At 65.6% G+C, this 26,199-nt stretch carries 24 protein-coding genes; 13 read left to right on the top strand and 11 right to left on the bottom strand.

Annotation, left to right across the window (positions count from 1 at the left end):
- Positions 1 to 6: 6 nt before the first annotated feature.
- The 3 genes from ACVIGB_RS22510 to ACVIGB_RS22500 all read right to left on the bottom strand — a co-directional run bounded on the left by ACVIGB_RS22510 (position 7) and on the right by ACVIGB_RS22500 (position 4,384).
- Positions 7 to 2,280 (bottom strand): TonB-dependent receptor, encoded by a 2,274-nt coding sequence (locus ACVIGB_RS22510; protein WP_456720992.1) that lies wholly within the window; start codon positions 2,278 to 2,280, stop codon positions 7 to 9.
- A 147-nt stretch (positions 2,281 to 2,427) separates the two neighbouring features.
- Complete coding sequence (locus tag ACVIGB_RS22505) at positions 2,428 to 2,799, bottom strand: DUF2946 family protein (protein WP_456720993.1); 372 nt, start codon at positions 2,797 to 2,799, stop codon at positions 2,428 to 2,430.
- Positions 2,800 to 2,959: 160 nt separating this feature from the next.
- Positions 2,960 to 4,384, bottom strand: coding sequence for an aldehyde dehydrogenase family protein (locus ACVIGB_RS22500; protein ID WP_456720994.1), 1,425 nt, complete (start codon positions 4,382 to 4,384; stop codon positions 2,960 to 2,962).
- A gap of 96 nt (positions 4,385 to 4,480) precedes the next feature.
- On the opposite strand from ACVIGB_RS22500, the gene ACVIGB_RS22495 reads away from it, so the two are divergent.
- The 3 genes from ACVIGB_RS22495 to ACVIGB_RS22485 all read left to right on the top strand — a co-directional run bounded on the left by ACVIGB_RS22495 (position 4,481) and on the right by ACVIGB_RS22485 (position 7,133).
- The gene (locus tag ACVIGB_RS22495; RefSeq protein ID WP_456720995.1) at positions 4,481 to 5,386 is read left to right on the top strand and encodes a LysR family transcriptional regulator; all 906 of its coding nucleotides are present in this window, start codon (positions 4,481 to 4,483) and stop codon (positions 5,384 to 5,386) included.
- 123 nt (positions 5,387 to 5,509) lie between these two features.
- A complete protein-coding gene (locus tag ACVIGB_RS22490) occupies positions 5,510 to 6,130 on the top strand; it encodes a hypothetical protein (protein WP_456720996.1) in 621 nt (206 codons plus the stop codon).
- 229 nt (positions 6,131 to 6,359) lie between these two features.
- The gene (locus ACVIGB_RS22485; protein WP_456720997.1) at positions 6,360 to 7,133 is read left to right on the top strand and encodes an SDR family NAD(P)-dependent oxidoreductase; all 774 of its coding nucleotides are present in this window, start codon (positions 6,360 to 6,362) and stop codon (positions 7,131 to 7,133) included.
- Positions 7,134 to 7,336: 203 nt separating this feature from the next.
- Here the strand turns inward: ACVIGB_RS22485 and ACVIGB_RS22480 are convergent, their stop codons facing one another.
- The 4 genes from ACVIGB_RS22480 to ACVIGB_RS22465 form a co-directional block, all read right to left on the bottom strand.
- Entirely contained in the window at positions 7,337 to 9,808 is a 2,472-nt protein-coding gene (locus ACVIGB_RS22480) for a TonB-dependent receptor (RefSeq protein ID WP_456720998.1), read from the bottom strand.
- Positions 9,809 to 10,132: 324 nt separating this feature from the next.
- The gene (locus tag ACVIGB_RS22475) at positions 10,133 to 10,807 is read right to left on the bottom strand and encodes an RraA family protein (RefSeq protein ID WP_456720999.1); all 675 of its coding nucleotides are present in this window, start codon (positions 10,805 to 10,807) and stop codon (positions 10,133 to 10,135) included.
- A 33-nt stretch (positions 10,808 to 10,840) separates the two neighbouring features.
- Positions 10,841 to 11,866: an amidohydrolase family protein gene (locus ACVIGB_RS22470; protein WP_456721000.1), complete on the bottom strand. Its 1,026-nt coding sequence runs from the start codon at positions 11,864 to 11,866 to the stop codon at positions 10,841 to 10,843.
- 22 nt (positions 11,867 to 11,888) lie between these two features.
- On the bottom strand, positions 11,889 to 13,217 hold the full coding sequence (locus ACVIGB_RS22465) for an MFS transporter (RefSeq protein WP_456721001.1): 1,329 nt from the start codon (positions 13,215 to 13,217) through the stop codon (positions 11,889 to 11,891).
- A 202-nt stretch (positions 13,218 to 13,419) separates the two neighbouring features.
- On the opposite strand from ACVIGB_RS22465, the gene ACVIGB_RS22460 reads away from it, so the two are divergent.
- Positions 13,420 to 14,355: a LysR substrate-binding domain-containing protein gene (locus ACVIGB_RS22460; RefSeq protein WP_456749210.1), complete on the top strand. Its 936-nt coding sequence runs from the start codon at positions 13,420 to 13,422 to the stop codon at positions 14,353 to 14,355.
- Positions 14,356 to 14,607: 252 nt separating this feature from the next.
- A complete protein-coding gene (locus ACVIGB_RS22455) occupies positions 14,608 to 14,958 on the top strand; it encodes a hypothetical protein (RefSeq protein ID WP_456721003.1) in 351 nt (116 codons plus the stop codon).
- A 9-nt stretch (positions 14,959 to 14,967) separates the two neighbouring features.
- Here ACVIGB_RS22455 and ACVIGB_RS22450 read toward each other — a convergent pair whose 3' ends face one another.
- A complete protein-coding gene (locus tag ACVIGB_RS22450) occupies positions 14,968 to 15,681 on the bottom strand; it encodes a glutamine amidotransferase-related protein (protein ID WP_456721004.1) in 714 nt (237 codons plus the stop codon).
- A gap of 83 nt (positions 15,682 to 15,764) precedes the next feature.
- On the bottom strand, positions 15,765 to 16,739 hold the full coding sequence (locus ACVIGB_RS22445; RefSeq protein ID WP_456725097.1) for a hypothetical protein: 975 nt from the start codon (positions 16,737 to 16,739) through the stop codon (positions 15,765 to 15,767).
- A 448-nt stretch (positions 16,740 to 17,187) separates the two neighbouring features.
- On the opposite strand from ACVIGB_RS22445, the gene ACVIGB_RS22440 reads away from it, so the two are divergent.
- Positions 17,188 to 17,730 (top strand): cytochrome b, encoded by a 543-nt coding sequence (locus ACVIGB_RS22440; RefSeq protein WP_456659442.1) that lies wholly within the window; start codon positions 17,188 to 17,190, stop codon positions 17,728 to 17,730.
- 167 nt (positions 17,731 to 17,897) lie between these two features.
- On the opposite strand, the gene ACVIGB_RS22435 is transcribed toward ACVIGB_RS22440, so the two are convergent.
- Positions 17,898 to 18,371 (bottom strand): Lrp/AsnC family transcriptional regulator, encoded by a 474-nt coding sequence (locus ACVIGB_RS22435; RefSeq protein WP_171948063.1) that lies wholly within the window; start codon positions 18,369 to 18,371, stop codon positions 17,898 to 17,900.
- 141 nt (positions 18,372 to 18,512) lie between these two features.
- On the opposite strand from ACVIGB_RS22435, the gene ald reads away from it, so the two are divergent.
- From ald to ACVIGB_RS22400, 7 genes are all read left to right on the top strand, one after another.
- Entirely contained in the window at positions 18,513 to 19,628 is a 1,116-nt protein-coding gene (gene ald, locus ACVIGB_RS22430; protein WP_456721005.1) for an alanine dehydrogenase, read from the top strand.
- A gap of 248 nt (positions 19,629 to 19,876) precedes the next feature.
- The gene (gene leuC / locus ACVIGB_RS22425; protein ID WP_456725098.1) at positions 19,877 to 21,265 is read left to right on the top strand and encodes a 3-isopropylmalate dehydratase large subunit; all 1,389 of its coding nucleotides are present in this window, start codon (positions 19,877 to 19,879) and stop codon (positions 21,263 to 21,265) included.
- A gap of 3 nt (positions 21,266 to 21,268) precedes the next feature.
- Positions 21,269 to 21,919, top strand: a complete 651-nt coding sequence (gene leuD / locus ACVIGB_RS22420; RefSeq protein ID WP_456721006.1) for a 3-isopropylmalate dehydratase small subunit — start codon at positions 21,269 to 21,271, stop codon at positions 21,917 to 21,919.
- Positions 21,916 to 23,049 (top strand): 3-isopropylmalate dehydrogenase, encoded by a 1,134-nt coding sequence (gene leuB, locus ACVIGB_RS22415; protein WP_456721007.1) that lies wholly within the window; start codon positions 21,916 to 21,918, stop codon positions 23,047 to 23,049. The genes leuD and leuB overlap by 4 nt, the downstream gene beginning before the upstream one ends.
- A complete protein-coding gene (locus ACVIGB_RS22410) occupies positions 23,049 to 24,110 on the top strand; it encodes an ABC transporter substrate-binding protein (RefSeq protein WP_456721008.1) in 1,062 nt (353 codons plus the stop codon). The genes leuB and ACVIGB_RS22410 overlap by 1 nt, the downstream gene beginning before the upstream one ends.
- On the top strand, positions 24,107 to 24,940 hold the full coding sequence (locus tag ACVIGB_RS22405; RefSeq protein WP_456721009.1) for an ABC transporter ATP-binding protein: 834 nt from the start codon (positions 24,107 to 24,109) through the stop codon (positions 24,938 to 24,940). The genes ACVIGB_RS22410 and ACVIGB_RS22405 overlap by 4 nt, the downstream gene beginning before the upstream one ends.
- Complete coding sequence (locus ACVIGB_RS22400; RefSeq protein ID WP_456721010.1) at positions 24,937 to 25,809, top strand: ABC transporter permease; 873 nt, start codon at positions 24,937 to 24,939, stop codon at positions 25,807 to 25,809. The genes ACVIGB_RS22405 and ACVIGB_RS22400 overlap by 4 nt, the downstream gene beginning before the upstream one ends.
- A gap of 90 nt (positions 25,810 to 25,899) precedes the next feature.
- Here the strand turns inward: ACVIGB_RS22400 and ACVIGB_RS22395 are convergent, their stop codons facing one another.
- On the bottom strand, positions 25,900 to 26,106 hold the full coding sequence (locus tag ACVIGB_RS22395) for a hypothetical protein (RefSeq protein WP_456721011.1): 207 nt from the start codon (positions 26,104 to 26,106) through the stop codon (positions 25,900 to 25,902).
- Positions 26,107 to 26,199: the final 93 nt, after the last annotated feature.

The following is a 26,199-nucleotide window of genomic DNA, read 5'->3' as shown; positions in this document are numbered from 1 at the left end:
CTTCCATCAGAACTTCTGCGTGATGCCGGCATAGAAGCCGCGGCGCGGGCCGTATTGCGGCGCGAACACGCCGATGCCGGAGCCGTCGCGGATCTGGTAGACAGTGTCGAACAAATTGACGACGTCGAAGCGCAGCGTGGTCGGCTTGTTCGGTGCGACAATGTGGAAATCGTGCGAGACACCGACGTTGACCTGCGCGTAGGGCGGCACCGTGTCCGTATTGGCAAAGCCGGCGCGCAAGCCTGAGCCGTAGATCACCGACGCGCTGAACTTGGTGTCGTGCCATTGGTACCAGCCGCCCACCGATGCGGTCAGCGTCTGCGCATGGTCGGTGTTGATATAATTGTTTGCGATAAAGGCGAGCGCGACCGGATCGAACAGGTACTGGTTCGATACAACGTTGGTGGCGACTTGCTTTGCGATGGCGACGTTGCCGTAGAGATGCAAATTGTCGTGGTCGTATCTTGCCGTCAGCTCGACACCTTCGTTGGTGCCTTTCGCATAGTTGAAGGCGGTCAGGACGTAGGCCTGGCCGAACTGGCCGTCGTCGAGCAGATCGGTCGCGATCTTGTAATAGGCGTCCATGCCGACCTCGAGGCCGGGGATCGCATAGACCTTTTGCGTGACGCCGATGTCGAACACGTGCGAGCGCTCCGGCAGCACGGGGTCATTGGCGGTGGTCGCCGGCTGCGCCGTCGTATTTTGCACCAGTCCCAGATTGGTCGGGGCAGCCAGCACCTGCTCGGGTGGGGTGAAATTGCGCGCATAGCCGGCATGGAAGGTCGTGCCGTCATAGGGCTTCCATGTCAGGCTGATCCGCGGGCTCAGCTGGTTGGCATCGACATATTGCCACATCTGGTCGAAGCGCAGGCCGGCATTGAGCGTGAGCTGGTTCGTGATCTTCCATTCGTCGGCGATGTAGGTGGAGAACAGATATCCGGTCTTGGCGCTGGAATCGAACACCGAGAGCGGCGCATCGATCGGGTTGCCGGAATCGTCGAGCGGCAGCACGGTCGAGCCATTGTTGACTAGCGTGCGTTCGCCGCTGAAGGAAACCCCGAACTTCAGCGTGTGCGCGAAGCCCAACCGGTAGGAGGTGTCCTCCTGGATGCCGTTGATGAAGCTCTGGCGATACACGTCCGACGCCACCCCGTTGAAGACGAGATCGCCGACCGGATCGGGCATGAAGTGCAGCTGGCTGTAGCGATTGAAATAGGCGACCTGGTAGTCGAACCCGTCGCCCGACTTCTGATAGGCCACGACGTTGAACTGGTTGAATTCGTGTTGCCGTTCGTTGAGCAACGCGGAATCGAAGTTCGAGACGCCGTAGGCGGTGAAGGCGGGAGCCTGGCCGGGATTGTTGGGGATCTGATAGCCGCCGTTGGAGACGCCGCCGATATAGGTCAGCCGGCTGGTCGGATCGAGCGCGGTCGACACGTAGGCAAAGCCCTTCTCCTGGTCCGTCCGGTCGTGGATGGCGCTGTAGGCCGGCGTCGGGTTCTCGATGCCGATATCGCTGCCGAAATAGCGGCCGGAGACGTAGTACTGGGTTTGTCCGATCGTGCCGCCGTAGTCGACGCGTGTGGTGAAGGTGCCGTGGCTGCCGCCATAGACACTGACGCTGCCGGAATTGTTGAAGGCATCCGCCTTGGTCTGGATGTCGAGCACACCGGCGGTGCGCAGGCCATACTGCGCGGGCAGCGCGCCCGTGATCAGCGCCATGCTGCCGACGATCCCGGTGTCGATGATCTGGCCGAACGCGCCGACGCCGTCCGGCAGCATGATCCCGTTGATGCGGTATTGCAGGTTGGCGTGCTCGTTGCGCACGTGCAGTTCGCCGCTTGCGGCCGAGTCCTGCGAGACCCCGGGCGCCTGCAGCAGGGCCTTGTCCAGGGTGGTGTCGGTGCCCTGAGGCAGCGACTCGAGGCGCTGCTGGTTCATCTGGTAGCTGTTGGCGCCGGTGGGTGCGAGCAGCGCGGCGCGGGCCAAGTCGAGCCGTGTGTTCTGGCTTGCGACGGCTTGCGCCTCGGTCTGTTCTGGAGATTCCGGCGTAGCCGATACCGCGCCGGTTCTTCGCGCGCGGCGACCGCCTCCGGTCGCAACGCGCGTCTTCGGCTTGTTTGACCCGGCTGGCGCGGTGTGGCGCTGCGGTGCCGTCACCGTGATGTCCGGAAGCGTCGTTGTCGGCGCGGTCGTCTGCCCGAATGCGGCGCCGTTGATCCCGCAGACCAAGAGCGATGCAGCGCCGGCGGCGACCCGTCGTTTGATGGTTCCTGACATGTTGGTTCCCGATCTCGCGAGGCTGCGATCCGGATCCTCACCGAAGGACGCGGTCGAGCCCGCCGTCGATGCGCGACGGCGAAATTCCCCATTGATCAAACGGCAGCCGACATGTGGCCGCGTTCGAAGTTCAGTCGTGCAGGGAGTTCAGGAGATCGGAGGCGCGCGCGGCTGATAGTGCAGCCGGCCGATGTCGAGCGGAGCCGCATAATTGTCGATGTGCCAGGCGAGCAGAGCTGCGGCATCCGGCAGCTGCAGTGGTGGCAGCGCCGGCGTCGGCATTGCCGAGTTGACCATCGCCACGACGGCGCAGATGGCGCAAAGGTCCGCAGCCTGATCGGAATCGGGATTCGAACGAGGCTCGTCGCGCGAGACGTTCTCGACATGCGCCGCTGATGACGTCGTCGCATATGCCGGCGCAATGGCATGAAAATGGCCGAACGACAGCACGAACTGGATCGACAGCGCCAACAGCGCCAGCCGAGCCCCGTGCCTGATGTTCGAACGAAACCACTTCATGACGACGCCATTTCCGCGTCGAGAGGTCACAAGACCGATGGACGGCGCCTGCGACGCGGTGTCGCACAGTTTCGAAAACGTGCCAGCCTGTCAATGCGCATTGCCTGTTGATGCGATCAATTTCCGGCCGTCCGGGCGATTCTGCAACACCGCGTTCGCGTCAGGCTGCGCGCGCACCAAGCAACGTCTTCGGCTCCAGATAGGCCTCCAGCCCGAACGGGCCATTCTCGCGGCCCAAACCCGATTGCTTCATGCCGCCGAACGGCGCCAGCGGTTCGTGCGGCGCGCCGTTGATCACGACGCGGCCGCTGTCGAGGCGGGCGGCGATCTGTTCCGCATGCGCCCGGTCACCGAACACATAGGCGGAGAGGCCGTAGCTGGTGTCGTTGGCGATCGCGACGGCGTCGTCCTCGTCGCGATAGCTGAGGATCGCCAGCACCGGCCCGAAGATTTCTTCGCGCGCGATCCGCATCTCGTTGCTGACATCGGCAAAGACGGTTGGGCGCACGAAATAGCCGGAGAGTCCCTCGGGCTTGCCTTCACCGCCGGTGAGCAGGCGCGCACCTTCCTCGAGACCGAGATGGATGTAGCGTTGCACGCGCTCCCATTGCGTCTGGCTCACCATCGGACCGACGGTGGTCGCAGGGTCGCGGGGATCGCCGACCTTCACGCGCGTCTCGATCGCGGCCTTCAAACACGCCTCGAACTCGGCGCGGCGGCGTTCGGACACCAACACGCGGGTGCCGGCGACGCAGGCCTGGCCCGAATTCATGAAGCCGGCCTCGATCACGCCTGGGATCACCGCGTCGAGGTCGGCATCGTCGAGGATGATGGTCGGCGACTTGCCGCCGAGCTCGAGAGTCACCCGCTTCAGGGTGTCGGCGCTCGCCCGCACGATCGACTTGCCGACGGCGGTCGAGCCGGTGAAGGAGATCTTGGCAATGTCGGGGTGGGCGGTGATCGCATTGCCGACATCGGCGCCGCGGCCGTTGACGACGTTGTAGATGCCGGCGGGCAGGCCGGCCTCGTGCAGGGCGCGCAGCACCACCTCGGTCTGCATCGCGCTCATCTCGCTCGGCTTGATCACCGCGGTGCAGCCCGCGGCGATCGCGTAGGCTAGCTTGTTGCAGATGAAGCCTGCGTTGGAATTCCACGGCGTGATCAGCCCGACGACACCGACCGGCGCCATCACCACGCGCGCCGTGCCGATCTCGCGCTCCAGGGAAAAGTCGGTGAGCGTGCGCGCGGCGGCGAGGAATGCGTCGGCGGCGTAGTCGGCCATCCAGCTCGATCGCGAGACCGGCGCGCCGTATTCGGCGAGGACGGCCTCGCGCAGCTCGTCGACATGCGCGCGCATCGCGGCGTGCAGTGCGTGCAGCATCTTCAGCCGTTCGTCCTTGCCGGTGCGCGCCATCACGGGCAGCGCGCGCTTCGCCGCCGCGACCGCGGCGTTGACGTCGTCGGCGTCGCCGAGCCGCACCTGGCCGATCACCGCGCCGGTTGCCGGATTGTGCAGGTCGAACAGCTCGCGGCCGTGAGGCGTGACGAACCGGCCGTCGATATAGATGTGCTCGATGATGCGCATGTGATCTCTCCGCGTTGCGATAGGGCGGAGATAGGTCTGGCGATTGGTCCCGATTAGTGGCATTAAAGGGGATGAATTAGTCCGGAAATCGGGACAATGAGCCGGGGCCGACTGATCGAGCTGGAGGCGGCGGTCGCGGTCGCGCGGCGCCGCAGTTTTCGCGCCGCCGCAGCCGAGCTCGGGCTGTCCACCACGGCGTTGAGCCAGGCGATCGCCGAGCTCGAGGCGCGGCTCGGCGTCCGCCTGTTCAACCGCACCACCCGCAGCGTGTCGCCGACGCCGGCCGGCGAGCAGTTCGTCGCCGAGGTCGCGCCGGCGCTGACCGCGATCCGCGACGCGGCCGATTCCGTCAACCAGCACCGCGCGACGCCGACCGGGGTGCTGCGGCTCAACACTTCGGCGGGCGCGGCACAGCGCATCCTGCGGCCGATCGTCTTCGAATATCTCAACCGCTATCCCGAGATGTCCATCGACATCGTCACCGAAGGCAGACTGATCGACATCGTGCGCGAAGGCTTCGACGCCGGCTTCCGCCTCGCCGAGCAGGTGCCCGCCGACATGATCTCGGTTCCGCTCGGGCGCGATGAGCGATTGGTCATCGTGGGCGCGCCCGCCTATCTCAAGGGGCGCAAATTGCCGCGCGTGCCGACCGATCTCACGGCGCATGACGGCATCCGCATGCGCCTGCCGGCGGGCGCGGTCTACCGGTGGGAATTCGAGAAGGATGGCGAGCAGGTGCTGGTGGACGTTTCCGGCCGGCTGACGCTCGACGATTCCGGCCTGATCCGCGAGGCGGCGCTCGCAGGATACGGCCTCGCCTACATGTCCGAGTGGGATGTCGTCGATGACCTGCGCGAGGGGCGGCTGGTTCAGCTTCTCGCCGCGTGGACGCCATCGTTTCCGGGACTCTGTCTCTATTATCCCGGCCGCCGCCATGTACCCGCAGGCCTTCGCGCCCTCATCGATCTGATCCAGGAGCGGCGTCGACAGACCGAGGACTGAGTGCGTGTAAGGTGCGCCGATCGGCGGCAGATCCGTCGCCGGCTGGCTGTTCACGGGCCAGGCGCCGTGCTGGCATTGTGGATGTCCGACGGGTATAGTTTGCCCGCACGTGACGGTAACCTGATGTCCACTTTCGCAAGCAAATCCGGTCTCGCAGTCATCGCCGCAGTGCTCTGTCTCGGCGCCCAGCAGGCCAACGCCCAGGCTGGACCTGTGCGCTACTGGACGCCGGGCTCGCTGTTCGGCTTCGGCGGCAGCCTGGCCGATGGCCAGAAGGCGGACACTTACGGCAACTTTCCGGGCTTTGACGCCACCGCCCCGCAAGGCGGCGACTTCTCGTATCTGAACGGCCGTCCGGATGGCTGGTTTATCGGCAGCGAAGGCGGCCGCGCCGGCTGGAACACGCTCGGTCGATCGGCGGCGTTCGGCTCGCTCGAATATCAGGGCGCGCAGGTCGGCTACAATTTCAAAGGCGTCGGTGATACGCCGGTGACGTTCTTCGCCGGCTTCGACTCGTTGAAATACAATCCCCCCGGCGCCGGCGGGCCGCTGGCGCCGTTCAGCGGCAATCCCGGCGTCAACGCCGGGTATACGGCGCGGGCGGGACTGGAGTTCCGCCCGACCTCGAATGTCACCCTGTCGTTCGGGGCTGGTTTCACCCAGCAAGGGGCGGAGCGCATGGACAGCGACATCCATTCGCAGCTGCTGCCTGGCCAGTCTCCGGTTCTGTTCGGCGGCCGCTAGCGCGACGAGATTAAGTCGAATGGTCATCGCGCTTTAGCTCCTTGTTTGAGCATGATCTCTTCGGAAAACCGCTTCGCACTTTTCCGGATCATGCTTTAGCGCGTTCGAACAGATCGAGGGCATGAAGTAGCGCTTCAGCGCAAGACTTTGGCGTTGCGGTCCTGATCCAACCAAAACTTCAATCAGAACTAAGAAGGCTCGTGGTCGCGAGCACAATCAGGATCGAACCATGGACATGCAAGGCAAGATCGCACTCGTCACCGCCGCGGCGTCGGGCGCCGGCCGCGCCGGCGCGCTCATTCTCGCGCGCGAGGGCGCGGCGGTCGTGGTCGTCGACCAGAACGAGGCTGGTGCGAAGGCGGTGGTCGACGAGATCAAAAAGGGCGGCGGACGCGCGCTGGCGCTGACCGGCGACCTGCGCGACGACGGCTTTGCGCGCGACATCGTCGCTGCAACTGTGAAGGAGTTCGGCGCGCTCGATTGCGTCTGGAATCATCTCGGCATTCCCGGTCCGTCCGTGATCGACGATCTGGAAGGCTGGGACCTCAGCGTCGACCTCAATCTGCGCTCGCAGCTGATCACCACCCATGCGGCGCTTGGGCAGATGATGGCGCGACGCAAGGGCAGCATCCTGTTCACCGCATCGACCTCGGGTCTGGTCGGTTCGCCGTGGAGCCCGACCTATTCGGCGGCCAAGGCCGGCGTGATCGGCCTCGCGCGGGCGCTCGCCAAGCGCCACGCCAAGGACGGCGTGCGCGTCAATGCGATCTGTCCTGGCGCGATCGACACGCCGATGCTGCGGGTGTTCGTCAACCGGCCCGACCAGCCGGGCCACAACGAGGCCGACCCCGAAGAATTGATCAAGGCCGCGGTGACCCGCAACCCGATGGGCCGCGCCGCGCGCCCCGAGGAGATCGCCGAGGTCGCGGTGTTCCTGCTGTCGGACAAGGCGTCGTTTGTCACCGGCATCGCGATGCCGGTCGACGGCGGGACGGTGGCGTAGCGCGCGGCATCAGTCAGGCTGGCGGAGTTGATGTCGGGTTGCTCCATCCACGTCATTGCGAGCCACCCGGTCGGCGCATAGCGCCGCCGGATGACAGGCTCCGCGAAGCAATCCATCACGCCGCGAGCAAAAATGGATTGCTTCGTCGCTTCGCTCCTCGCAATGACGGCGTCGAAAGCATCGCGGGCCCGCAGGAAATTCCCCTAAAACTTCGCCCTGATGCCGGCATAGGCGGCGAGCGGCATGCCGGGCACGAAGGTGCGCGGATCGTTCAGCTGCGCCATCAGGTTGGGGAGGCCGCCGGCGCTGGTAAAGCCGCCCGTCTGATAGAACGCGCCGCTCAGATAGTAGTGCCGGTTGAACACATTGTTGATCAGGCCGAACACCTCGATGTTCTTCGTGACCTGGTATGACGTGTGCAAATTGACGACCGAGTAGGCCGGCACCTTCGGGCTCTGGTTGGTGTAGTCATGGATGATCCACTGGCTGCCCACGACGTTGAGGTCGGCGCCGACCTTCCACGCATCTGTCACGTTGTAGTCGACGCCGGCCTTGAAGCGGTGCGCGGGAATGCCCGGGATGTGGTCACCCGGCGTGACGTTGACAAATTGCGCGCCGGCGTCGTTGGTCAGGGCATTCGGATTGTTCGGCGAGGACAGCGTGATCGCGCTTCGATAGGTGGCGTCGACGTAGGTGTAGTTGGCGTAGGCGTTCCAGCGATCGAGGCGATAGTCGAGCTTGGCCTCGATGCCCTGCCGCAAGGTTTGCCCGGCATTCTGGAAGAAGCCGAAATTGTTGACGCCGAGCGGGCTTGTCACCTGGATGATGTCGTCGTCGGACAGGGTGTGGAACACGCCCAGGCCCCAGCTCAGCACGCCGGTCCTGGCGTCGCGGCCCCAGCTGCCGCGCAGGCCGGCCTCGACGGTGTGCGACACCACCTGCTTGAGCGGCGGGTCGGCCACCAGGAAGGTATCGATCATGCAGGGATGGTTGGGGTCGGAGCAGCCGAGCTCCAGCGGCGTCGGCGCGCGGTTGGCCTCCGAATAGCCGGCATAGGCGGTGAGGTTCGGGGTGATCTTGAAGGTGCCGCCGATCACCGGGTTGAAGCGCTGGAAACGATTGCTGCTGTTGAGCAGGTCGTTGGTCCCGGTCTGGTCCTGCAGGTCGATCTGGGCATAGTTGAACCGTCCACCTGCAGTGACCGAGAACCTGTTCGTCACGTCGAACGTGTCGGTGAGGTAGACGCCGGTGTAGGTGTTGGTTGCGCGCAGATCGACCGGGCTGAGACCGGCGTCGGGCTGGTTGATGAAGACCCCGGTGCCCGTCACGAACAGATTCTGGTCGACGGTGCCGAGCTCGCTGGTCGCGGTAAACTTGGTGTTGCCATGGTCGACGCTGACACCCATGACGACGTGGTTGTCGTGCCCGAACAGTCTGTCTGTGTTGGTGAACTGGGCCGTACCGCCAAAGCTGTTGGTCGCGGCCCGGTTGCGATCGATTTCGCCAAGGAAGGCGTTGCCCAGTGTGTTCGGAGTCGCGGGACCATCCGCAGGACCGAAAACCGGAAGGCCGTCGCCGATGCACAAGGTCGTGGGATCGTCGCACGGCGCAACGTCGGTGCCGTTGCCGTCGACATGGGTCTGCCGGAAACCGCGGAAATAGGCGTTGCCCTGGAACGACCAGGTGTCCGAGAAATTATGGCTCAGCGTGGCGTTGACGAAGGCGAGCTGCAGCATCGTCGATTGCGGCCAGGTGTAGACGCTCGACCAGCGCTGATTGAGCATCTCGACCGGCGTTGCGGCGACGTTGCCGAGCAGATTGCTGGCGCCGGTGAAATTGACGTGGAATTCGGTGTCGTCGTTGCGCGCGCCGATGTCGACATACATGCGGTTGACGTGTGACGAATTGGCGTAGTCGCGCCATCCGCGATCATAGGCGGATTCGAACGCGGCATAGGCCGAGATGTTCTCCTTCTGGCCGCCGGCCTGCACGCTGCCCTGCACGCGCCCATAGGAGCCGCCGAACACTTCACCCTCGACGCCCTGATAGGTGAAGCCGTTCTTCATCTGGATGCTGAGCGCGCCGCCGATCGCGTTCAGGCCGAACACGGGGTTGTTGGGAACCAGCGACACCCGGTCGATGGCCTTTTCCGGGATGAAATCCCAGTTGACGACGTCGCCCCAGGATTCGTTGATGCGCACGCCATTCTGATAGACCGCGATGCCCTGCGGCGTTCCCTGAACCGGCGAGGCGACGAAGCCGCGGTAGTCGAGATTGCGCTGGAACGGATTGCCGGTCTGGTCGGTCAGCGTGACGCCGGGCAACTTGCGGTTCACCGAGTCGAGAAAGTTCGTCGAATAGTTGCGGCTGAAATCCGCCGAGGTCAGCACCTCGGTGTTGGACGGGATCTTGTCGCGGTCAAGCAGGCTCGAGTCACGGTCGGAGGGGCCCGGGACCCCGGCGCCGCCCTCGGGCGCCGCCGCGGTTTGGGCCGGCGCGGCCTGTGTTCGGGCGGTTCGCGAGGTCCGCACCACCGGCCGGGCGGCAGGCTTGATGCTGCGTGTGCCTGAAAGCGGCGAGGGGGCAATCACGGTGACCGGCGGCAGTTCGGTCGGGGCGGGGGTCTGGGCCTGCACCATCGTCAGCGGCGCTGCGGCGCCGATGGCGGTGAGCATGGCCGCAGCGCCGCGCGTAGTGACCGAACCAGACAAAAATCGTGTTGCCGTACGCAACAACGCACCAGCCATAACGCCCACCCTGTTGTCCCGGTTCGACTTTTATCCCCGACGAACCTTGGCTTTGAGACTGCGGGAGCGCTGGTGCTTTGGCAAACAAGATGTGTCCCGGAGGTCCGGGATTCTTTTCCATCGGCAATCGGGAAAAATTCCCGATGCCGGTGGACGGGCCCGCCAACCGGCTGCGCGGTGGTGATTCTCGCCGGTTTTGCGGAGACTTATGCCCAAGAGGCAGGCATTCCGCCTCCCGGACACGGCGGCAGGTTAATCCTTGAACTCGCAGCCGAGGCGGTGCAGGGCATCGTCAACCCAGCGGCGGTCGCTGGTGCCGGCGAGGATCTGCTGGATGGCCTTTTCTTCGCTCGCCTTCTTGGCCTCGGTCAGCTTGCAGACGGCTTCCGCCTCGTCATGCGGCACGCAGAGCACGCCGTCATCGTCGGCCACGATGAGATCGCCGGGCTCGACGATCATGCCGTCGACCGAGATGGCGCAATTGATCTCGCCCGGGCCGTCCTTGTAGGGGCCGCGATGGGCGACGCCGGCGGCAAACACCGGGAACGAACCGGCGCGGATCGCGCCGGCATCGCGGATCGAGCCGTCGATCACGAAGCCCGCGACGCCCTTCTTCTCGGCGAGCGTCGACATGATCTCGCCGATGATGGCGTTGACCAGGACGCCGCCGGCGTCGACCACGATGACGTCGCCCGGCTGGGCCAGGTCGATCGCCTTGTGCACCATCAGGTTGTCGCCGGGCCGGGTCTTCACGGTCAGCGCCGGGCCGCCGAGCCAGCCGCCCGCATGCATCGGCCGCAGCCGGTTGGTGCCCGCCATCCGCGACATCACATCGCTGATATTGGCGACCGGCAGCGTGCGGTAGCGCGCGACGAGGTCGGGCGAGACTTTCCGCTTCGCCTTGTGAATTGCAAATCCTATGGCCATCGGTGTTCTCCGGTGTGTTGTCGGCGCGATCGGCTAGTGCGCGCGGCGGTCGAGATGGGCATTGAGGCGCGGATAGACGCGGCGGGCGTTGCCCTCGAAGATCTTGGCCTTGTCCTCCGTGCGCAGGGGCAGCGCATCGATGTAGCGGCGGGTGTCGTCGAAGTGATGCCCGGTCTCGGGATCGATGCCGCGGACCGCGCCGACCATCTCCGACGCAAACAGGATGTTCTCGACCGGGATCACCCTGGTCAACAGTTCGATGCCGGGGAGATGATAGACGCAGGTGTCGAAGAACACGTTCTTCAACAGATGCTCCGACAGCGGCGGCAGCTTCATGTCCTGCGCCAGGCCGCGGTAGCGGCCCCAGTGATAGGGCACCGCGCCGCCGCCATGCGGGATGATGAACCGCAGGGTCGGGAAGCGCTTGAAGATGTCTGAGGTCAGGAACTGCATGAAGGCAGTGGTGTCGCCGTTGAGATAATGCGCGCCGGTGCCGTGGAAGCAGGGATTGCAGGACGAAGAGACATGGACCATCGCCGGCACGTCGAGCTCGACCATCTTCTCATAGAGGGGATACCACCATTCGTCGGTCAGCGGAGGATCGCACCAATAGCCGCCGGCGGGATCGGGATTGAGGTTGCAGCCGACGAAGCCGAGCTGCGTCACGCAGCGCTCGAGCTCCTCGATGCAGTTGGCGGGCTTGACGCCGGGGCTCTGCGGCAGCTGGCACACGGGTACGAAATTCTGCGGGAACAGCGTGCAGACCCGGTGCACGAGGTCGTTGCAGATCGTGGTCCATTCCCGGCTGGTCGCTTCCTTGCCGACATGGTGCGCCATGCCGGCGGCGCGCGGCGAGAAGATGGTGACGTCGGTGCCACGCTCCTTCTGCAGGCGGAGCTGCGCGCCCTCGACGCTGGTGCGGATCTCGTCGTCGGTGATGCCGAGATTGGTGGTGAGCGGCCGGCGCGATCTGTCGGCGAGGCCGGCGAGCTGCTTGTCGCGGAAGATCTGCAGCTTGGCCGGCTCGGTGGTGTAATGGCCGTGACAGTCGATGATCATGGTTGCTTCCTTGGCAGAGTTGTCAGTGGGCGACGGATGACGGGATCGCGCCCGTCAATTCGGTCTCGCGCGGTTTGACGCGCATGGTGGCGGCGATGGCGGATGCGACGAACAGGAAGCCGGCGATGCCGACCAGCGCCCAGGAGAAGCTTCCGGTGGAGTCCTTGATCAGCCCAATGCACCAGGGGCCGATCAGCCCGCCGAACTGCGCCAGCGTGTTGACCATGGCGATCGCGGCGGCGCCGGCCGCGCCGGTCAGCAGCGAGGCGTTGATGCTCCAGAACAGCGGATTGCCGGCGTTCAGGCTGAAGCCAACGATGCAGAGCAACACGAAGGCCAGCACCGGGCTCGCCACATAGGCGCTGCCGAGCATCGCGACGGCGGCGAGCAGATAGACGGCCGCAAGATGAAACTTGCGATCGCCTGTCTTGTCCGAGCTGCGGCTGACCACGATGGTGCCGACGACGCCGAGCAGCGGCGGGATCGCCGACAGGAAGCCGACCTCGATGTTGCTGAGATTGCCCATGCCCTTGATGATCTGCGGCAGCCACAACAGCAGGCCATAGATACCGACCAGCGCGCAGCCGAACAGCGCAGCCAGCAGCCAGACCCTGATATCGAGCACGCATTCGATCAACCTGTGCTGCCCCTGTTGTTCGATCTCGGCCCGCTCGGCGGCGAGCTCGCCCTCCAGCCAGGCGGCCTGCTCTTTGGTGAGCCAGTTCGCTTTGGCGGGACGGTCGGTCAGATAATAGAGCGTGAAGAGGCCGAGCAGAATGGTCGGCACGCCCTCGGCGATGAACATCCATTGCCAGCCATGCAGGCCGGCGGCGCCGTCGAGGAAGGTCATGATGCTGGTCGAGATCGGCCCGCCAAGCACGGCCGAGAACGAGCCGGCGATGATGTAGCCGGCCACGGCACGGGCGCGATAGCGCGTGGGGAACCAATAGGTCAAATAAAGCACCACGCCGGGCATGAAGCCGGCCTCCGCAACGCCGAGGCCGAACCGCATCACATAGAGGCTGAGCGGATTCCAGACAAAGGCGGTGAGCGTGGCGACGAGGCCCCAGGTGATCAGGATGCGCGCGAGCCAGATCCGGGCGCCGAGCCAGTGCAGCATCAGATTGCTCGGCACCTCGAGCACCATGTAGCCGAGGAAGAAGATGCTCGCCGCAAAGCCGAAGATGGCGGGGCTGAGGCCGAGGTCCTTGTTCATCGTCAGGCCGGCGTAGCCGAGATTGATGCGGTCGAGATAGTTGAAGAACATCATGACGAAGAGGATCGGAATCAGCCGCCAATAGACCCGGCGGATGGTTTGCTGTTCGAGCTCGCTGATGGACGCTTGGCCCATTGGAATCCTCCCTTGCTTTCTTGTTATCGCGCCTGTGATCCGAACCGGGCGGAGCACCTGTTATTCGCGGCGATTTCGCATGGCTGACCGGCCGCGCGTGTTGCCCCTTGGAGCATCCGCGTTTTGGCGCCAAGATCGGGAAACGGACCTGGGAGGTCAAATACCGCTTTGACCCGTCACTTATAGGGAAACGGAATAAGCGATGGATTACAGGCAGCTTCGCTACTTCATCGCGGTCGCCGAAGAGCTCAGCTTCAGCCGCGCCGCCAAGCGGCTGCATGTCAGCCAGCCGCCGCTGAGCACACAGATCAAGGCGATGGAGGAGGAGCTCGGCACCCAGCTGTTGTCGCGGACACGGCGCGCGGTCGAACTCACCGAGGCCGGCCAATTGCTGCTGGAGCACGCACGGCGGGCCGTCAGCGAGCTCGACCTCGCATCGGAGACCGTGCGCCGTGCAGCGCGCGGTGAAGCCGGCGCGGTCCGTGTCGGCTTTACCGACTCGGTTCCGATGCTCGATATGTTCGCCGAACTGTTCCGCGGCTTCCGCAGCAGCTATCCGCGGGTGAAGATCGAACTCAGGCACATGTCGACGGCAAAGCAGCTGCAGGCCCTCGCCGACGCGGAGCTCGACGTCGCGATCATGCGCCCGCCGCTGGATTTCCGGCCGGCGGCCGATCTGCAGGTTCACGTCGTCTGGCGCGACCGGTTGATGGTGTTCCTGCCGATCGATCACCCGCTGGCCGCCGCGCCCGGCAAGCTCAGCGTTGCGGACCTTGCCGAGCACGAATTCGTCGGCATGGCGGAGAGCGGTTGCGGCGTCGGCGACCAGGCGGCGATGCTGTGCCGGCGCGCCGGCTTTGCGCCGCGGATCGCGCAGGAGGCGCACGAACTGCGCACGGTGCTCAGCCTCGTCGCCGCCGGGATCGGACTTTCGATCCTGCCGTCCTGTTACCAGCAGGCTGGCGTCATGAACGTTGTTGCGAAAGCGCTGGACACGCCGGATGCGGAGAGCCGCATGCTGGTGGCGATGCGCTCGAACGCCTCGCTGCTGCCGCGCCGGTTCGTCGAATGCGCGCTGCAGGCGGCATCGCGAAGCGCACCGCCGCTGGTCCCCGAGGTCGCTGCGGCGATCCGCTGATCGAGCCGTGCCGAAGCCGAACGCGCGGGCTTGAGATGGCGACTTGCCGCGCGTGGCACGCGATGGTCCGCACACCCCATACTTTCGTCGCCCGTAGTCTCCCGGAATGCAGTCTGGCGCTGCTCTTGCATGGCCAAACGTCAGGTGCTGGGGCGCCGATTCGTCGTGCTTTCGCCTGTGACGCCAATGCCGCGGGCGAACGGTCGAGCGATGTGCGCCCGTAGCTGGATCGACACTTGCGGAGACGACACCATGCACGCCATCACGCGTGCGGCACTGCTGCTGGGGGCGATGTGGTTGACATCGCCGACCCTGGCGCGCGACGACGGCCGCTACGCCAATTCACCTCTGAAGCCCTGGTTCGAAAACCTGCACAGCGGTTACGGACAATGCTGTTCCGACGCCGACGGATACGTGGTCGCCGATCCGGACTGGGAGTCGGATCATGGCCATTATCGCGTGCACATCGACGACGAATGGGTCGTGGTGCCGAACGAGGCCTTGATCACCGAGCCGAACAAGATCGGGCGGACCATGGTGTGGAAGCACTATATCGACGGCCACCCGCGCGTGCGCTGCTTCATGCCGGGCAGCATGACCTGAGGCGCTGTCTTACGCGGGCTTATGGACGGTGAGAAAGCGCGTCACCACGCCGCCGAGCGTGGCGTGGTCGAGAGGTGCGGTGAGCGATGCCTTGGCCGTCTCGACCACGGCATCAGGCGCGAGGCCGCGGCGCAGATCGCACAGCGCGTCGGCATAGTCGACGGTGAATTCCGGATGCGGCTGCACCGACAGCGTGGTGCCGTTGGCATAGAGCAGCCCGGCATGCGGTGTGAACGCGGACGCCATGATGGTGCGTGCGGAGGTGGGCGGGGCGGTCACCTGGTCCTGATGCGAGGCGGCCGCCGCGATCGTCTCGCCGTCGATCAGCCCGTTGTCCGGCGCTATCCGATAGACATGGCGGCCGATGCCCCAGCCTTTCTCGGATTTGCGCACGGTGCCGCCGAGCGCCTGCGCGATCAGCTGGTGGCCGAAGCAGACGCCGACCAGCGGAACGCGCTTGTCATGGGCGGCGCACACGAAGGCTTCGAGCGGCGCGATCCAGGCGACATCGTCATAGACACCGGCCGCTGATCCCGTGATCAGGATCGCATCCAATGTGGCTGGATCCGGAAGTGCCTCACCGTTGGCGACGCTCACGACATCGCAGGCGATCGACGGATCGGCCGTGGCCACCATCCGCTGGAACATCTGCGGATAGCTGCCGTGGCGCTCGCGGAATTGCGGACTGACGAGCCCGGTTTCGATGATGGTGATGCGGGGCATGAACGCGCTGACGGATGGGCGGGATGCCTCAGCGTTTACTCCGGAAGCGCCGACGGCCGCAAGCCGCGCGGCGCGGCCGCCGCTCAATTCCGTGACGGCGCCGCCGCGTCGATCGTCGCGGTGTGCTGCGCCGCCGGCGTCGTGCTGACGATCGCCGGTGCCGGGCTTTCGATCGCCGGCGTCGTCGCGACGATCGCCGGCTCGGTGCGGTAGCGCGGCAGCTGATCCTCGAGCGAGTAGCCGACGCAGAGCGCGAGGCTCGACCACACCGCCATGCTGAAATATAGCGACATCCAGGCGATCTCCTCGCGCCACTCGGCGATGTCGTGGGTCACGACCCAGCGCCGGCTGACGTCGCGCAGGCCATCGAGTGGATGCAGCAGCGTGCCGCCGGCGGCGAGATTGGCGCGCCAGCGGTTCAGATACATCGGGACGTCGATGGTCATCAGGAAGGCGAGGAAGGCGGCGATGCCGACGATCGCGACGATGAAGGCCCAGCGCACCGGGCCCTGAAACTCGGGCAGCAGCCGGCACAGCGCGATCCCGACCAGGAAGAACACCACGGCCCAGATCGAGTTCTCGATCGCGTTGCAGAGGTAGTGGGTGGTCAGCACCGCATACCAGGAGAAGCATTCCGCGATCACGATCAGCGGCACGATGATCCAGGCGATATTGATGGTGGTCTCGGCGCCGGTCATGGTGCCGAGCTGATGCAGCACGATCGCCCATTGCGCGGCGAAGCAGACCTCGGCGACGGTCGCGACGGTGCGGCCGACCACGACGCTCGACAGCCAGGTGTCGAACAGGCAGATGCGCTGCACGTCGGCGCGCGGCAGCACCGAGCGGAACGCGCAGCCGAACACATAGGCCGCGCAGAGCAGCAGCATCAGGCCGATGCCGGACGTATTGCTGAGGCTGCCGTTCGACTGCTCGTGGAACTGTCGGTACAGCGCGAACCAGATCGCGATGTTGGCGGCACTGACGAGGCTCAGGAAGCCCCACCACCGGACCACTGGATTCGACCAAGCCAGCGAAACCGGCCGCGCCCGCCACTCCATGCTCATTCACCGCTCCGCGTGTAACCGAACTGATATCGAATTGTAGCAATTCTGTCATAGAAGACAGCGAATCACGACTAAAAAATGCGTGTGGGCGCGGAGCCGGGCGGCTCCGATTGTGACAGCGTTTGTGACAGCGGGCGCGGTTTGTGACAGTGAGCGCGTGGCTGCGCCGGACCCTCCGTTCGTCATTCCGGGGCGCGCGGAGCGCGAGCCCGGAATCCATTTTGCCGCGACGATGTGGCCCGATGGATTCCGGGCCTGCGCGCTGCGCACGCATCCCGGAATGACGAGGAGGGAGCGCAGGCCTCCAGCCTTCGCGATCGTGATCGAAGGTGACGCCCGCCCCCGTAGGCAGGCGTTGCGCGATCATCTATGGAACGGCTTCCTTTTTCGGGCCGAACCCGCACGGGCTGGCTTCAAGCGCAGGCGCCTTGTGACGACGGACATGACGGCCAGCTACGATCCGCTGTTGCGCAGGATTCACTGGGCGACGGCGGTGCTGTTCATCGCGGCCATGCTGATCGGGCTTTATTGCGGGCTGCAGCCGGCGGGGACGTCGCCGCGGCGCGAGCTGCTCGAGGTGCACAAGTCGCTCGGCGTCACCCTGTTCTTCCTGGCGATCCTGCGGCTGATGGTGCGCGCCGTGACCACGGCGCCGCCGGAGCCGGGCTCGTTCTCGCCGCTGGTCAGGATCGCCGCAAGGCTCAATCACTGGGCGCTCTACGCCATCCTCTTCGTGATGCCGGTGACCGGATACATGTTCTCGTCGGCCGGCGGCTACTCGCTGCGCTATTTCTGGACCTTCAGCTGGCCGCGCCTGTTCGCCGACAACAAGGCGGTCGCGGAGGCGGGCGAGCTGGCGCATGGCCTGCTTGCCTACTTCGTTTATGCCGTGGTCGCGCTGCATATCGCGGCGACGCTCTGGCATGTCGTCGTCAAGAAGGACGAGACGCTGGCGCGGATGTGGCCGCGCGCGAGGGCGCAATGAGCAGGATTGTCCGCGGGCTCCGTTCACCTCTCCCCGGCGGGGAGAGGGCGATTTGCGCAGCAAATCGGGTGAGGGCGTGCTGCTCTAACGAGAGAGCGTAACCCCTCACCCGGCGCTGCGCGCCGACCTCTCCCAAGGGAGAGGTGAGTCGGAGCCGCACTCGGCGATCAGCCGCGCAGCGCGGTTTCGGGAATGGTGCGGCGGACCACTTCGCGCATCGCGAAGCTGGAATGGATGCGGGCGACGCCCGGCATCCGCGACAGATGCTGCTTGTGGATGCGCTCGAAGTCGGCGATGTCGCGGGCGATGACCTGCAGATGATAATCGTCGCTGCCCGACATCAGATGGCAGGACACGACATCGGGGCAGCGTGCGATCGCGGCCTCGAAGGCTGCGAGATAATCCTCGCTCTGCTTCTCCAGCGTGATGGTGACGACGACGGTTGTCACGAGGCCAAGCGCGGTCGGCTCGAGGTCGACCCGGTAGCCGCGGATCACACCGATCTCCTCGAGATGGCGGATGCGCCGCGCGCAGGCGGTCGGCGACAGCCCGACCTTCTCGGCAAGCTCGATCTGGCTGGCGCGAGCGTCGGCGACGAGCTCGGCAAGGATTCTGAGATCGATACGATCGAGACCGTCCACGCAGTTTTCCTTCGAGCGGTGAGCTGGAAACGAAGGATATGAGCGTATCTGTATGTGCACAAGCCGGAATTCGCTGAGAAACGCCGTGTGACGAGGAATAGCCTTGAGGCTAACGGAAACGAATCCTTCAAGGAGCGGACCATGCGCATCGGCGTGCCCAAGGAAATCAAGGTCGAGGAATATCGGGTCGGGCTGACGCCTGCCTCGGTGCGGGAATATGTGGCGCACGGCCACGAAGTCGTGGTCCAGCGCGGCGCCGGCGACGGCATCGGTGCCGGCGATGACGTCTACACCCAGGCCGGCGCACGGATTGCCGACACCGCCGAAGAGGTTTTCTCGGTCGCCGAGATGATCGTGAAGGTGAAGGAGCCGCAGCCGTCCGAATGGATCCGGCTGCGCGAGGGGCAGATCCTGTTCACTTATCTGCATCTCGCGCCCGACGTGCCGCAGACCGCGGGGCTGATCGCCTCCGGCTGCACGGCGGTCGCCTATGAGACCGTGACCGACGCGCATGGCGGGCTGCCGCTGCTCGCGCCGATGAGCGAAGTCGCAGGCCGGCTGGCGATCGAGGCCGCGGGCGCCGCGCTGCGCAAATCCGCCGATGGCATGGGCAAGCTGCTCGGCGGCGTGCCGGGCGTTCCGCCGGCGCGCGTCGCGATCATCGGCGGCGGCGTGGTCGGCACCCATGCATCGCGGATGGCGGCCGGGCTCGGCAGCGACGTCACAATTCTCGACCGTTCACTGCCGCGGCTTCGCGCGCTCGACGACCTTTTCCTCGGGCGCGTCCGCACCCGTTACGCCACGCTGGAAGCGATCGAGCAGGAAGTTTTCGCGGCTGACGTTGTGATCGGCGCGGTGCTGGTGCCCGGCGCCAGCGCGCCAAAGCTGGTGTCGCGCGCACAGCTCGCAGGCATGAAACGCCGTGCGGTGCTGGTCGACGTCGCGATCGATCAGGGCGGCTGTTTCGAGACCTCGAAGGCGACCACGCATCAGGCGCCGACCTATCTGGTCGACGACATCGTGCATTATTGCGTCGCCAACATGCCGGGCGCGGTGCCGGTCACCTCGAGCCACGCGCTCAACCACGCCACCTTGCCGTTCGGCCTGGCGCTGGCCTCGAAGGGGCTGCGCGCGCTGGTCGAGGATCCGCATCTGCGCGCCGGCCTCAACGTCCATCGCGGCCGCATCACCAACCGCGCGGTGGCCGAGAGCCAGCATCTGTCGGCCGTGATGCCGGAGGAAGCGCTGGCGTCGTAGGAATTCCGACACAAGGTTGGCGATCTGTAGCCCGGATTTCGCTTCGCTCCATCCGGGCTACGGCTTTGTCAAGCTGCCCAGGCGCAGCCCTCCCTCGATGGCATGTTTGCCACTCGGCTCTGGCCGGGCGGTCGCCCGCGTGATTTGATGCCCGCAACGCCAAGCCGCGCAAAGCGGCGATCAGCGGCGCGCGCCGCTGGCCTCAAGAAGCCGAAGGGAGGACTGTCTTGGAAAAGACCGGTCGTACGATGCTGGCCAAGATCTGGGACCAGCATGTCATTGCCCGCCTGAGCGAGGACACTGACCTCCTTCATATCGACCGCCATCTGCTGCACGATCTCGGCGGCTCGCGCGGCCTGCTCGATCTCAAGAGCCGTGGCCTCAAGGTTCACAATCCCGAACTGACGTTTGCGACGCCGGATCACGCGTTGTCGACGGCGCCCGGCCGCGCCGGAACCAGCAAGATCGGACAGGAATTGCTGGCCGCGCTGCGGACCGAGACGGCGGCGAGCGGCATCACGCTGTTCGATGTCGACCAGCCCGGCCAGGGCATCGTCCATGTCATCGGGCCGGAACTCGGCTTGAGCCTGCCGGGCGCGACGATCGTCTGCGGCGATAGCCACACCTGCACCCATGGCGGCCTTGGCGCGCTCGCCTTCGGCATCGGATCGAGCGAACTCACGCATGTGTTGGCGACACAGGCGCTGATCCAGCGCCGCCCGAAGACGATGCGCGCGCGCTTCGAGGGCAAGCTGCCGCTCGGCGTCACCGCCAAGGACATGATCCTCGCGCTGATCGGGCATGTCGGCGCGGCCGGCGGCACCGGCTGCGCGGTCGAATATGCCGGCAGCGCGATCCGCGCGCTGCCGATCGAGGGACGCCTGACGATCTGCAACCTCTCGATCGAGCTCGGCGCCAAGATGGGCATGGTAGCACCGGACGAGACGACGTTCGAATTCCTGCGCGGCCGCCCTTACGCGCCGCAGGGCGAGATGTGGGATCTCGCGGTCAAGGCATGGCGCGAATTGCCGAGCGATCCCGATGCGGTGTTCGACCGCGAGGTCGTGATCGATGTCGAGACAATCATCCCGCAGGTGACCTGGGGCATCAGCCCCGAGCACGTCGTGGGTGTCGATGGCCTCATTCCCGATCCGAAGACGGTCGACGATCCGGCGCGGCGCGCCGCGATCGAGACCGCGCTCGAGTATATGGGCCTGCAGGGCGGTGCGCCGATTGCCGGCACGCCGGTCGACTGGGTGTTCATTGGCTCCTGCACCAACAGCCGGCTGAGCGATCTGCGCGCCGCGGCCGAGGTCGCTCGCGGCCGCAAGGTCGCGGCCGGGGTCCGCGCCTGGGTGGTGCCGGGCTCGGAAAACGTCAAGCGCGAGGCGGTCGCCGAAGGGCTCGACAAGATCTTCATCGAGGCCGGCTTCGAATGGCGCGAGCCCGGTTGCTCGATGTGCCTTGCCGCCAATGGCGAGGTGGTGGCGCCCGGGCAGCGCTCGGTCTCCACCTCGAACCGCAACTTCGTCGGCCGCCAAGGGCCACGCGCGCGAACGCATCTGGCGAGCCCCGCGAGTGCTGCGGCCTCGGCCATTGCCGGCGCGATCGCCGATGTCAGGATGATGGGACGCTAGACGATGCCAAAACCGTTCGACAAGCTCACTGCAACCGCCGCGCCGATCATGCGCGCCAATATCGATACCGACGTGATCATCCGGATCGAGCGCCTGGTCGGCAACGGGGTCCGCGGCACGCTCGGCAAATGGGCGTTCGGCTCGCTGCGCTATCTGCCCGACGGCTCGGAGAATCCGGATTTCATTCTCAACCGCGAGCCGTATCGGGAGGCGGAGATCCTGGTCACGGGGCCGAATTTCGGCTGCGGCTCGTCGCGCGAGGGCGCGGTGTGGTCGCTGCAGGAGCGCGGCATCCGCGCCATCATCGGCTCCGGCTTCGGCGACATCTTCTTCGCCAACTGCTTCCAGAATGGAATCCTGCCCGTCGTCGTCGACAAGGCGGTGGTGGATTCGCTTGCCGCCGACATCGCGGCGACACAGGGCGCGGGCAAGGTCTCGATCGACCTCGAGGCACAGACCATCGTCTCGCCGTCGGGCGCGCGGCATTCCTTCGAGATCGATCCGCGGCGGCGCGAAGGGCTGTTGAAGGGGCTCGACGAGGTGGCGCTGACGTTGCAGCGCGACGACGAGATCCACGCCTTCCAGGCTTCGGACCGCACAGCGCGGCCCTGGATTCATTTTCAGAAGACACCCGTTTCAAGGACACCGGCATGAGCACGCAATCCAACATGGTCAAGGTTGCCGTCGTCGGCGGCGAGGGCATCGGTCCCGAGGTCACCGCGCAGTCGCGCCGCGTGCTCGAGTGGTTCGCGGCCAAACGTAACGTACCGATGACCTTGCGGGAGGCGCAATACGGCCTGATCCCGTATCTGGCGACCGGCAAGGTGCTGCCCGAGGATACCGCGGAGGCGATGGACGAGGCCGACGCCATCCTGTGGGGCGCGACCGGTGGACCGGAGACCACCGAAGTGCCGGCGGCGGCGCGCAAGGCCGGCAGCCTGCTGGGGCTGCGCAGCAAATACGATCTCTACGCGAACTTGAGGCCGATCGTGGCGAGCCCGGCGCTGTCGGCGTCGGCGCCGCTCAAGCCCGAGGTGCTCGACGGCGTCGACTTCGTCATCATCCGCGAATTGACCAGCGGCATCTATTTCGGCGAGCCGCGCGGCATCGAGACATTGCCGGACGGCCAGCGCCGCGGCTTCAACACCGAGCAATACACGACGAACCAGATCCGCCGCGTGGCGCGCTCGGCGTTCGAGCTGGCGCGAACCCGGCGCAACAAGGTCTGCTCGGTCGACAAGGCCAATGTGCTGGAGACCAGCGTGGTCTGGCGCGAGGAGGTGATCAGGCTGCACAAGGAGGAATTCTCCGACGTCGAGCTGACCCATCTCTATGTCGACAATGCCGCGATGCAGATCGTGCGCGAGCCGCGGCAGTTCGACGTCATGGTGACGGGCAACATCTTCGGCGACATCCTGTCCGACTGCGCAGCGATGGCCTCGGGCTCGCTCGGCATGCTGCCGTCGGCCTCGCTCGGTCCGGTGGATCGCTTCGGCCGGCGCAAGGCGCTCTACGAGCCGGTGCATGGCAGCGCGCCCGATATCGCGGGCAAAGGCATCGCCAATCCGCTCGGCTCGATCCTCAGCGTCGCGATGCTGCTGCGCCTGACGCTGAATCGCCCGGAGGATGCCGACCTGCTTGAGCAGGCGGTGCAGACCGCGCTCGCCTCCGGCGCGCGCACCGCCGATATCGCCGAGGCCGGTGCAAGGAAGCTGTCGACCGCCCAGATGGGCGACGCGGTGCTCAGCGCGCTCGACAGGATCTCGGCGAAGGAGCACGCGTGATGGCGCGCCTCACCATGCCCCATGTGTCGAGGCGATCGGCTCTGACGGTGATCGCCGCGGGCGGCGCGACGCTGGCGGCCGGGCGTGCATGGGCGCAGGCGGCTACGGGGCGCGCGATCTATCCGGTCGCGGTGCCGGTCTATCAGACACAATTTGTCGCTGACCGCATCGGCTACTTCAAGGAGGCCGGGCTCGACTGCAAGCTGGTGCAGGGCGGCAGCGGCGTGAAGACCCGCGAGATCATCGCCTCGTCACAGGGCGACATCGGCATCGGCGACGTCACCCATCCGATGCAGCTGACCAATCACGGCCGCGCCGCGCGCGTGCTGCTGCCGGTCGACACGCGGTCGAACTCGGTGATGTTCATCCTGCGCAAGGATCTGAAGGACCAGGGCATCAACTCGCTGGAGGCCTTCACGCAATGGAAGCGGCCCGACGGCCGCAAGCCGATCGTCTCGGTCTCCTCGCTCGGCGGCACCAACCATGTCTGGGCGTCCTACTACATGGAAACCATGGGGCTCGACGACAAGGTGACCTGGATCGGCACCGGCAATGTCGACACCATGCTGGGCTCGCTGAAGTCGAAGCAGGTCGATATCCTCGTCAGCTCGCTGTCGCTGCTGAACGAGGCGCAGCAGCAGGGCTGGGGCGAATTGCTGTTCGACGGCACCGACGAGGTGATCTGGAACAAGCATATCGGCGGCAAGGTGCCGGTGACCGCGCATTTCACGCTACAGGCCACCATCGACAAGGACCCCGCGAAGATGCAGGCCTACGTCACCGCGCTGTGGCGCGCATCGCAATGGATCAAGACGCACAAGCCGGCCGAGGTCTACGACGCCATCGAGCCCTATGTCGGCAGCACCTCGCGCGACGCCAACCTGCTCGAGATCACCGCGATCCAGAAGGTCGCGGACTATGAGGGCATTGTCGACGCGGCGAGCTTCGCGCGCGGCGAAAAGGTCTGGTTCCGCGAGATGACCGGCATCAAGCCGCTCAAGATCGCCGACGTGGTCAACTCCAACCTCATCGACGCGGCGCGAAAGGCCTATCCGGGTTGAGCGCGCTCGAGACGAGCGCAACCTTGTCGCCGCGCGCCTCGGCCGACCGCCGCGTCGAGGTCAAGGGCCTGAGCAAGTCGTTCCAGCTCGCCAGGACCACGATCGAGGCCGTTCGTGACGTCAGCTTCGACGTGCGACGCGGCGAGTTCGTCGCGCTGCTCGGGCCGTCGGGCTCCGGCAAGAGCACGGTGCTCAACATGATCGCCTCGCTGATCCGTCCCACCGGAGGCGAGATCCTGATCGACGGCAAGCGCGTCGTCCCCGGCAAGGCGACGCCCGATGTCGGCTACGTCTTCCAGCGCGACACGCTGTTTCCCTGGCGGACCGTCGCCGACAATATCGGGTACGGGCTGGAGCTATCCGGCGTGCCGGCTCAGGAACGGAAAGAGCGCATCGCGCAATGCGTCGCGCAGGCAGGCCTGAAGGGATTTGAGAACGCCTATCCATCGGCGCTATCAGGGGGCATGCGGCAGCGCGCGGCGCTGATGCGGACGCTGATCGTCGAGCCGCAGATCCTCTTGATGGACGAGCCGTTCGGCGCGCTCGACACCCACACCAAGATCGACATGCACGAGGTGCTGCTTCGGATCTGGGAGCGCGAGCAGCAGACCGTGCTGTTCGTCACCCACGATCTCGGCGAGGCGCTGACACTCGCCGACCGCATCATCCTGTTCTCGGCGCGGCCGGGCCGCATCAAGGACATGTTCGAGGTCGACTTCGCCCGTCCGCGCGATGCGGTGAAGGTGCGCGAGACCCCGCGTTATGCCGAGCTGTTTCAGCACATCTGGCACTCGCTCGGCGAGGAATTCGTCAAGGGCCGCAGCGCATGAGGCGATACAGCATGCTCAGTACGATCGGTTGGCAGGTCCTGATCTGCGCCATCGTGCTGTCGGTCTGGCAATGGGGCTATGACCTGCGCACGAGATTGCCGTGGCTGGTGCCCGACCTGCTCGATCCGTACTTCATTTCGAAGCCGTCGATGATCTTCGACAACTTCCTGATCCAGAGCTGCCTGACGACCAAGCTCGGCGTCTTCAACGGCTGGTTCAACGGCGAGTTCGCAAAATGCCTGGCGCGCAACGAGAACAATCTCTGGGCCGCGACGGCGATCACACTGAAGAACACCTTCTTCGGCTTCGTCACCGGCGTGGTCAGCGGCTTCGTCGCCGGGCTGATCCTCGGGCGATCCGACCGTCTCAGCGCAATCTTCCAGCCGTTCATCACCGCGGTGAATTCGATTCCGCGGATCGCACTGGCGCCGATCATCGTGCTGGCGTTCGGGATCGGCGACATGTCGAAGATCGTCACCTCCTGGATCGTGGTCGTGTTCTTGGTGTTCTTCAACACCTTCGAGGGCGCGCGCTCGATCGACGAGGGTTTTACCAACGCGGCGCGGCTGCTCGGCGCCAGCGAGTGGCAGATCACCCGCACCGTCGTGATCCCGTCGACCATGGCCTGGGTGTTCGCTTCGCTGACGCCCGCGATCTCGTTCGCCCTGATCGGCGTGATCGTCGGCGAGTTCATCGGCGCCGAGCGCGGCATCGGCCGCCTCATCATCGAGTCCGAGGCGCGAGGGGAAGCCTCGGGCATGATGGTCGCGGTCGCGGTGCTGATGCTGGTCGGCGTCGTGCTGTCGGCGATCATCTGGCGGCTGCAGGCTTATCTGCTGCGCTGGCAGCGCCAGCGCAACGCCGAGTAGGAAGCGGCCCGCGGCGACATCGCATTTGTCGCGCGCGGGCCTTTCCAGACATGGGATTTTCAGACTTGGGATTTTCAGACCTGGGCTGGCTCAAATTCGGGCTGCGGTTTCCGGCGGAGCTGCGGCTGCGGTTTCCGTCGACGAGGTTTCGCCGTCGAGCCAATCCTGCTCCTTGGCCAGCGCGCGCCAGGCCGCCTCCATGCGCTTGAAGCGATTGTAGGTCGGCTCGTCGTCGGCGCGCTCGGCAAGCTGCGCGCAGTTCTCCGCATTGTCGAGGAAGTGCTGCGATTGTTTCATGGAACGTCCTCCTGTTGATGGGACGTGGGCCATCAAATCAGGCTATTCAACGCGTGGAACATGAGCATTTCGCCACACAGGTGAATGCCTGTT

The sequence above is a fragment of the Bradyrhizobium sp. USDA 4341 genome (genome assembly GCF_054063755.1).
The sequence above is the reverse complement of the archived record's forward strand: the minus strand, read 5'-3'. Positions and strand labels throughout refer to the sequence as shown.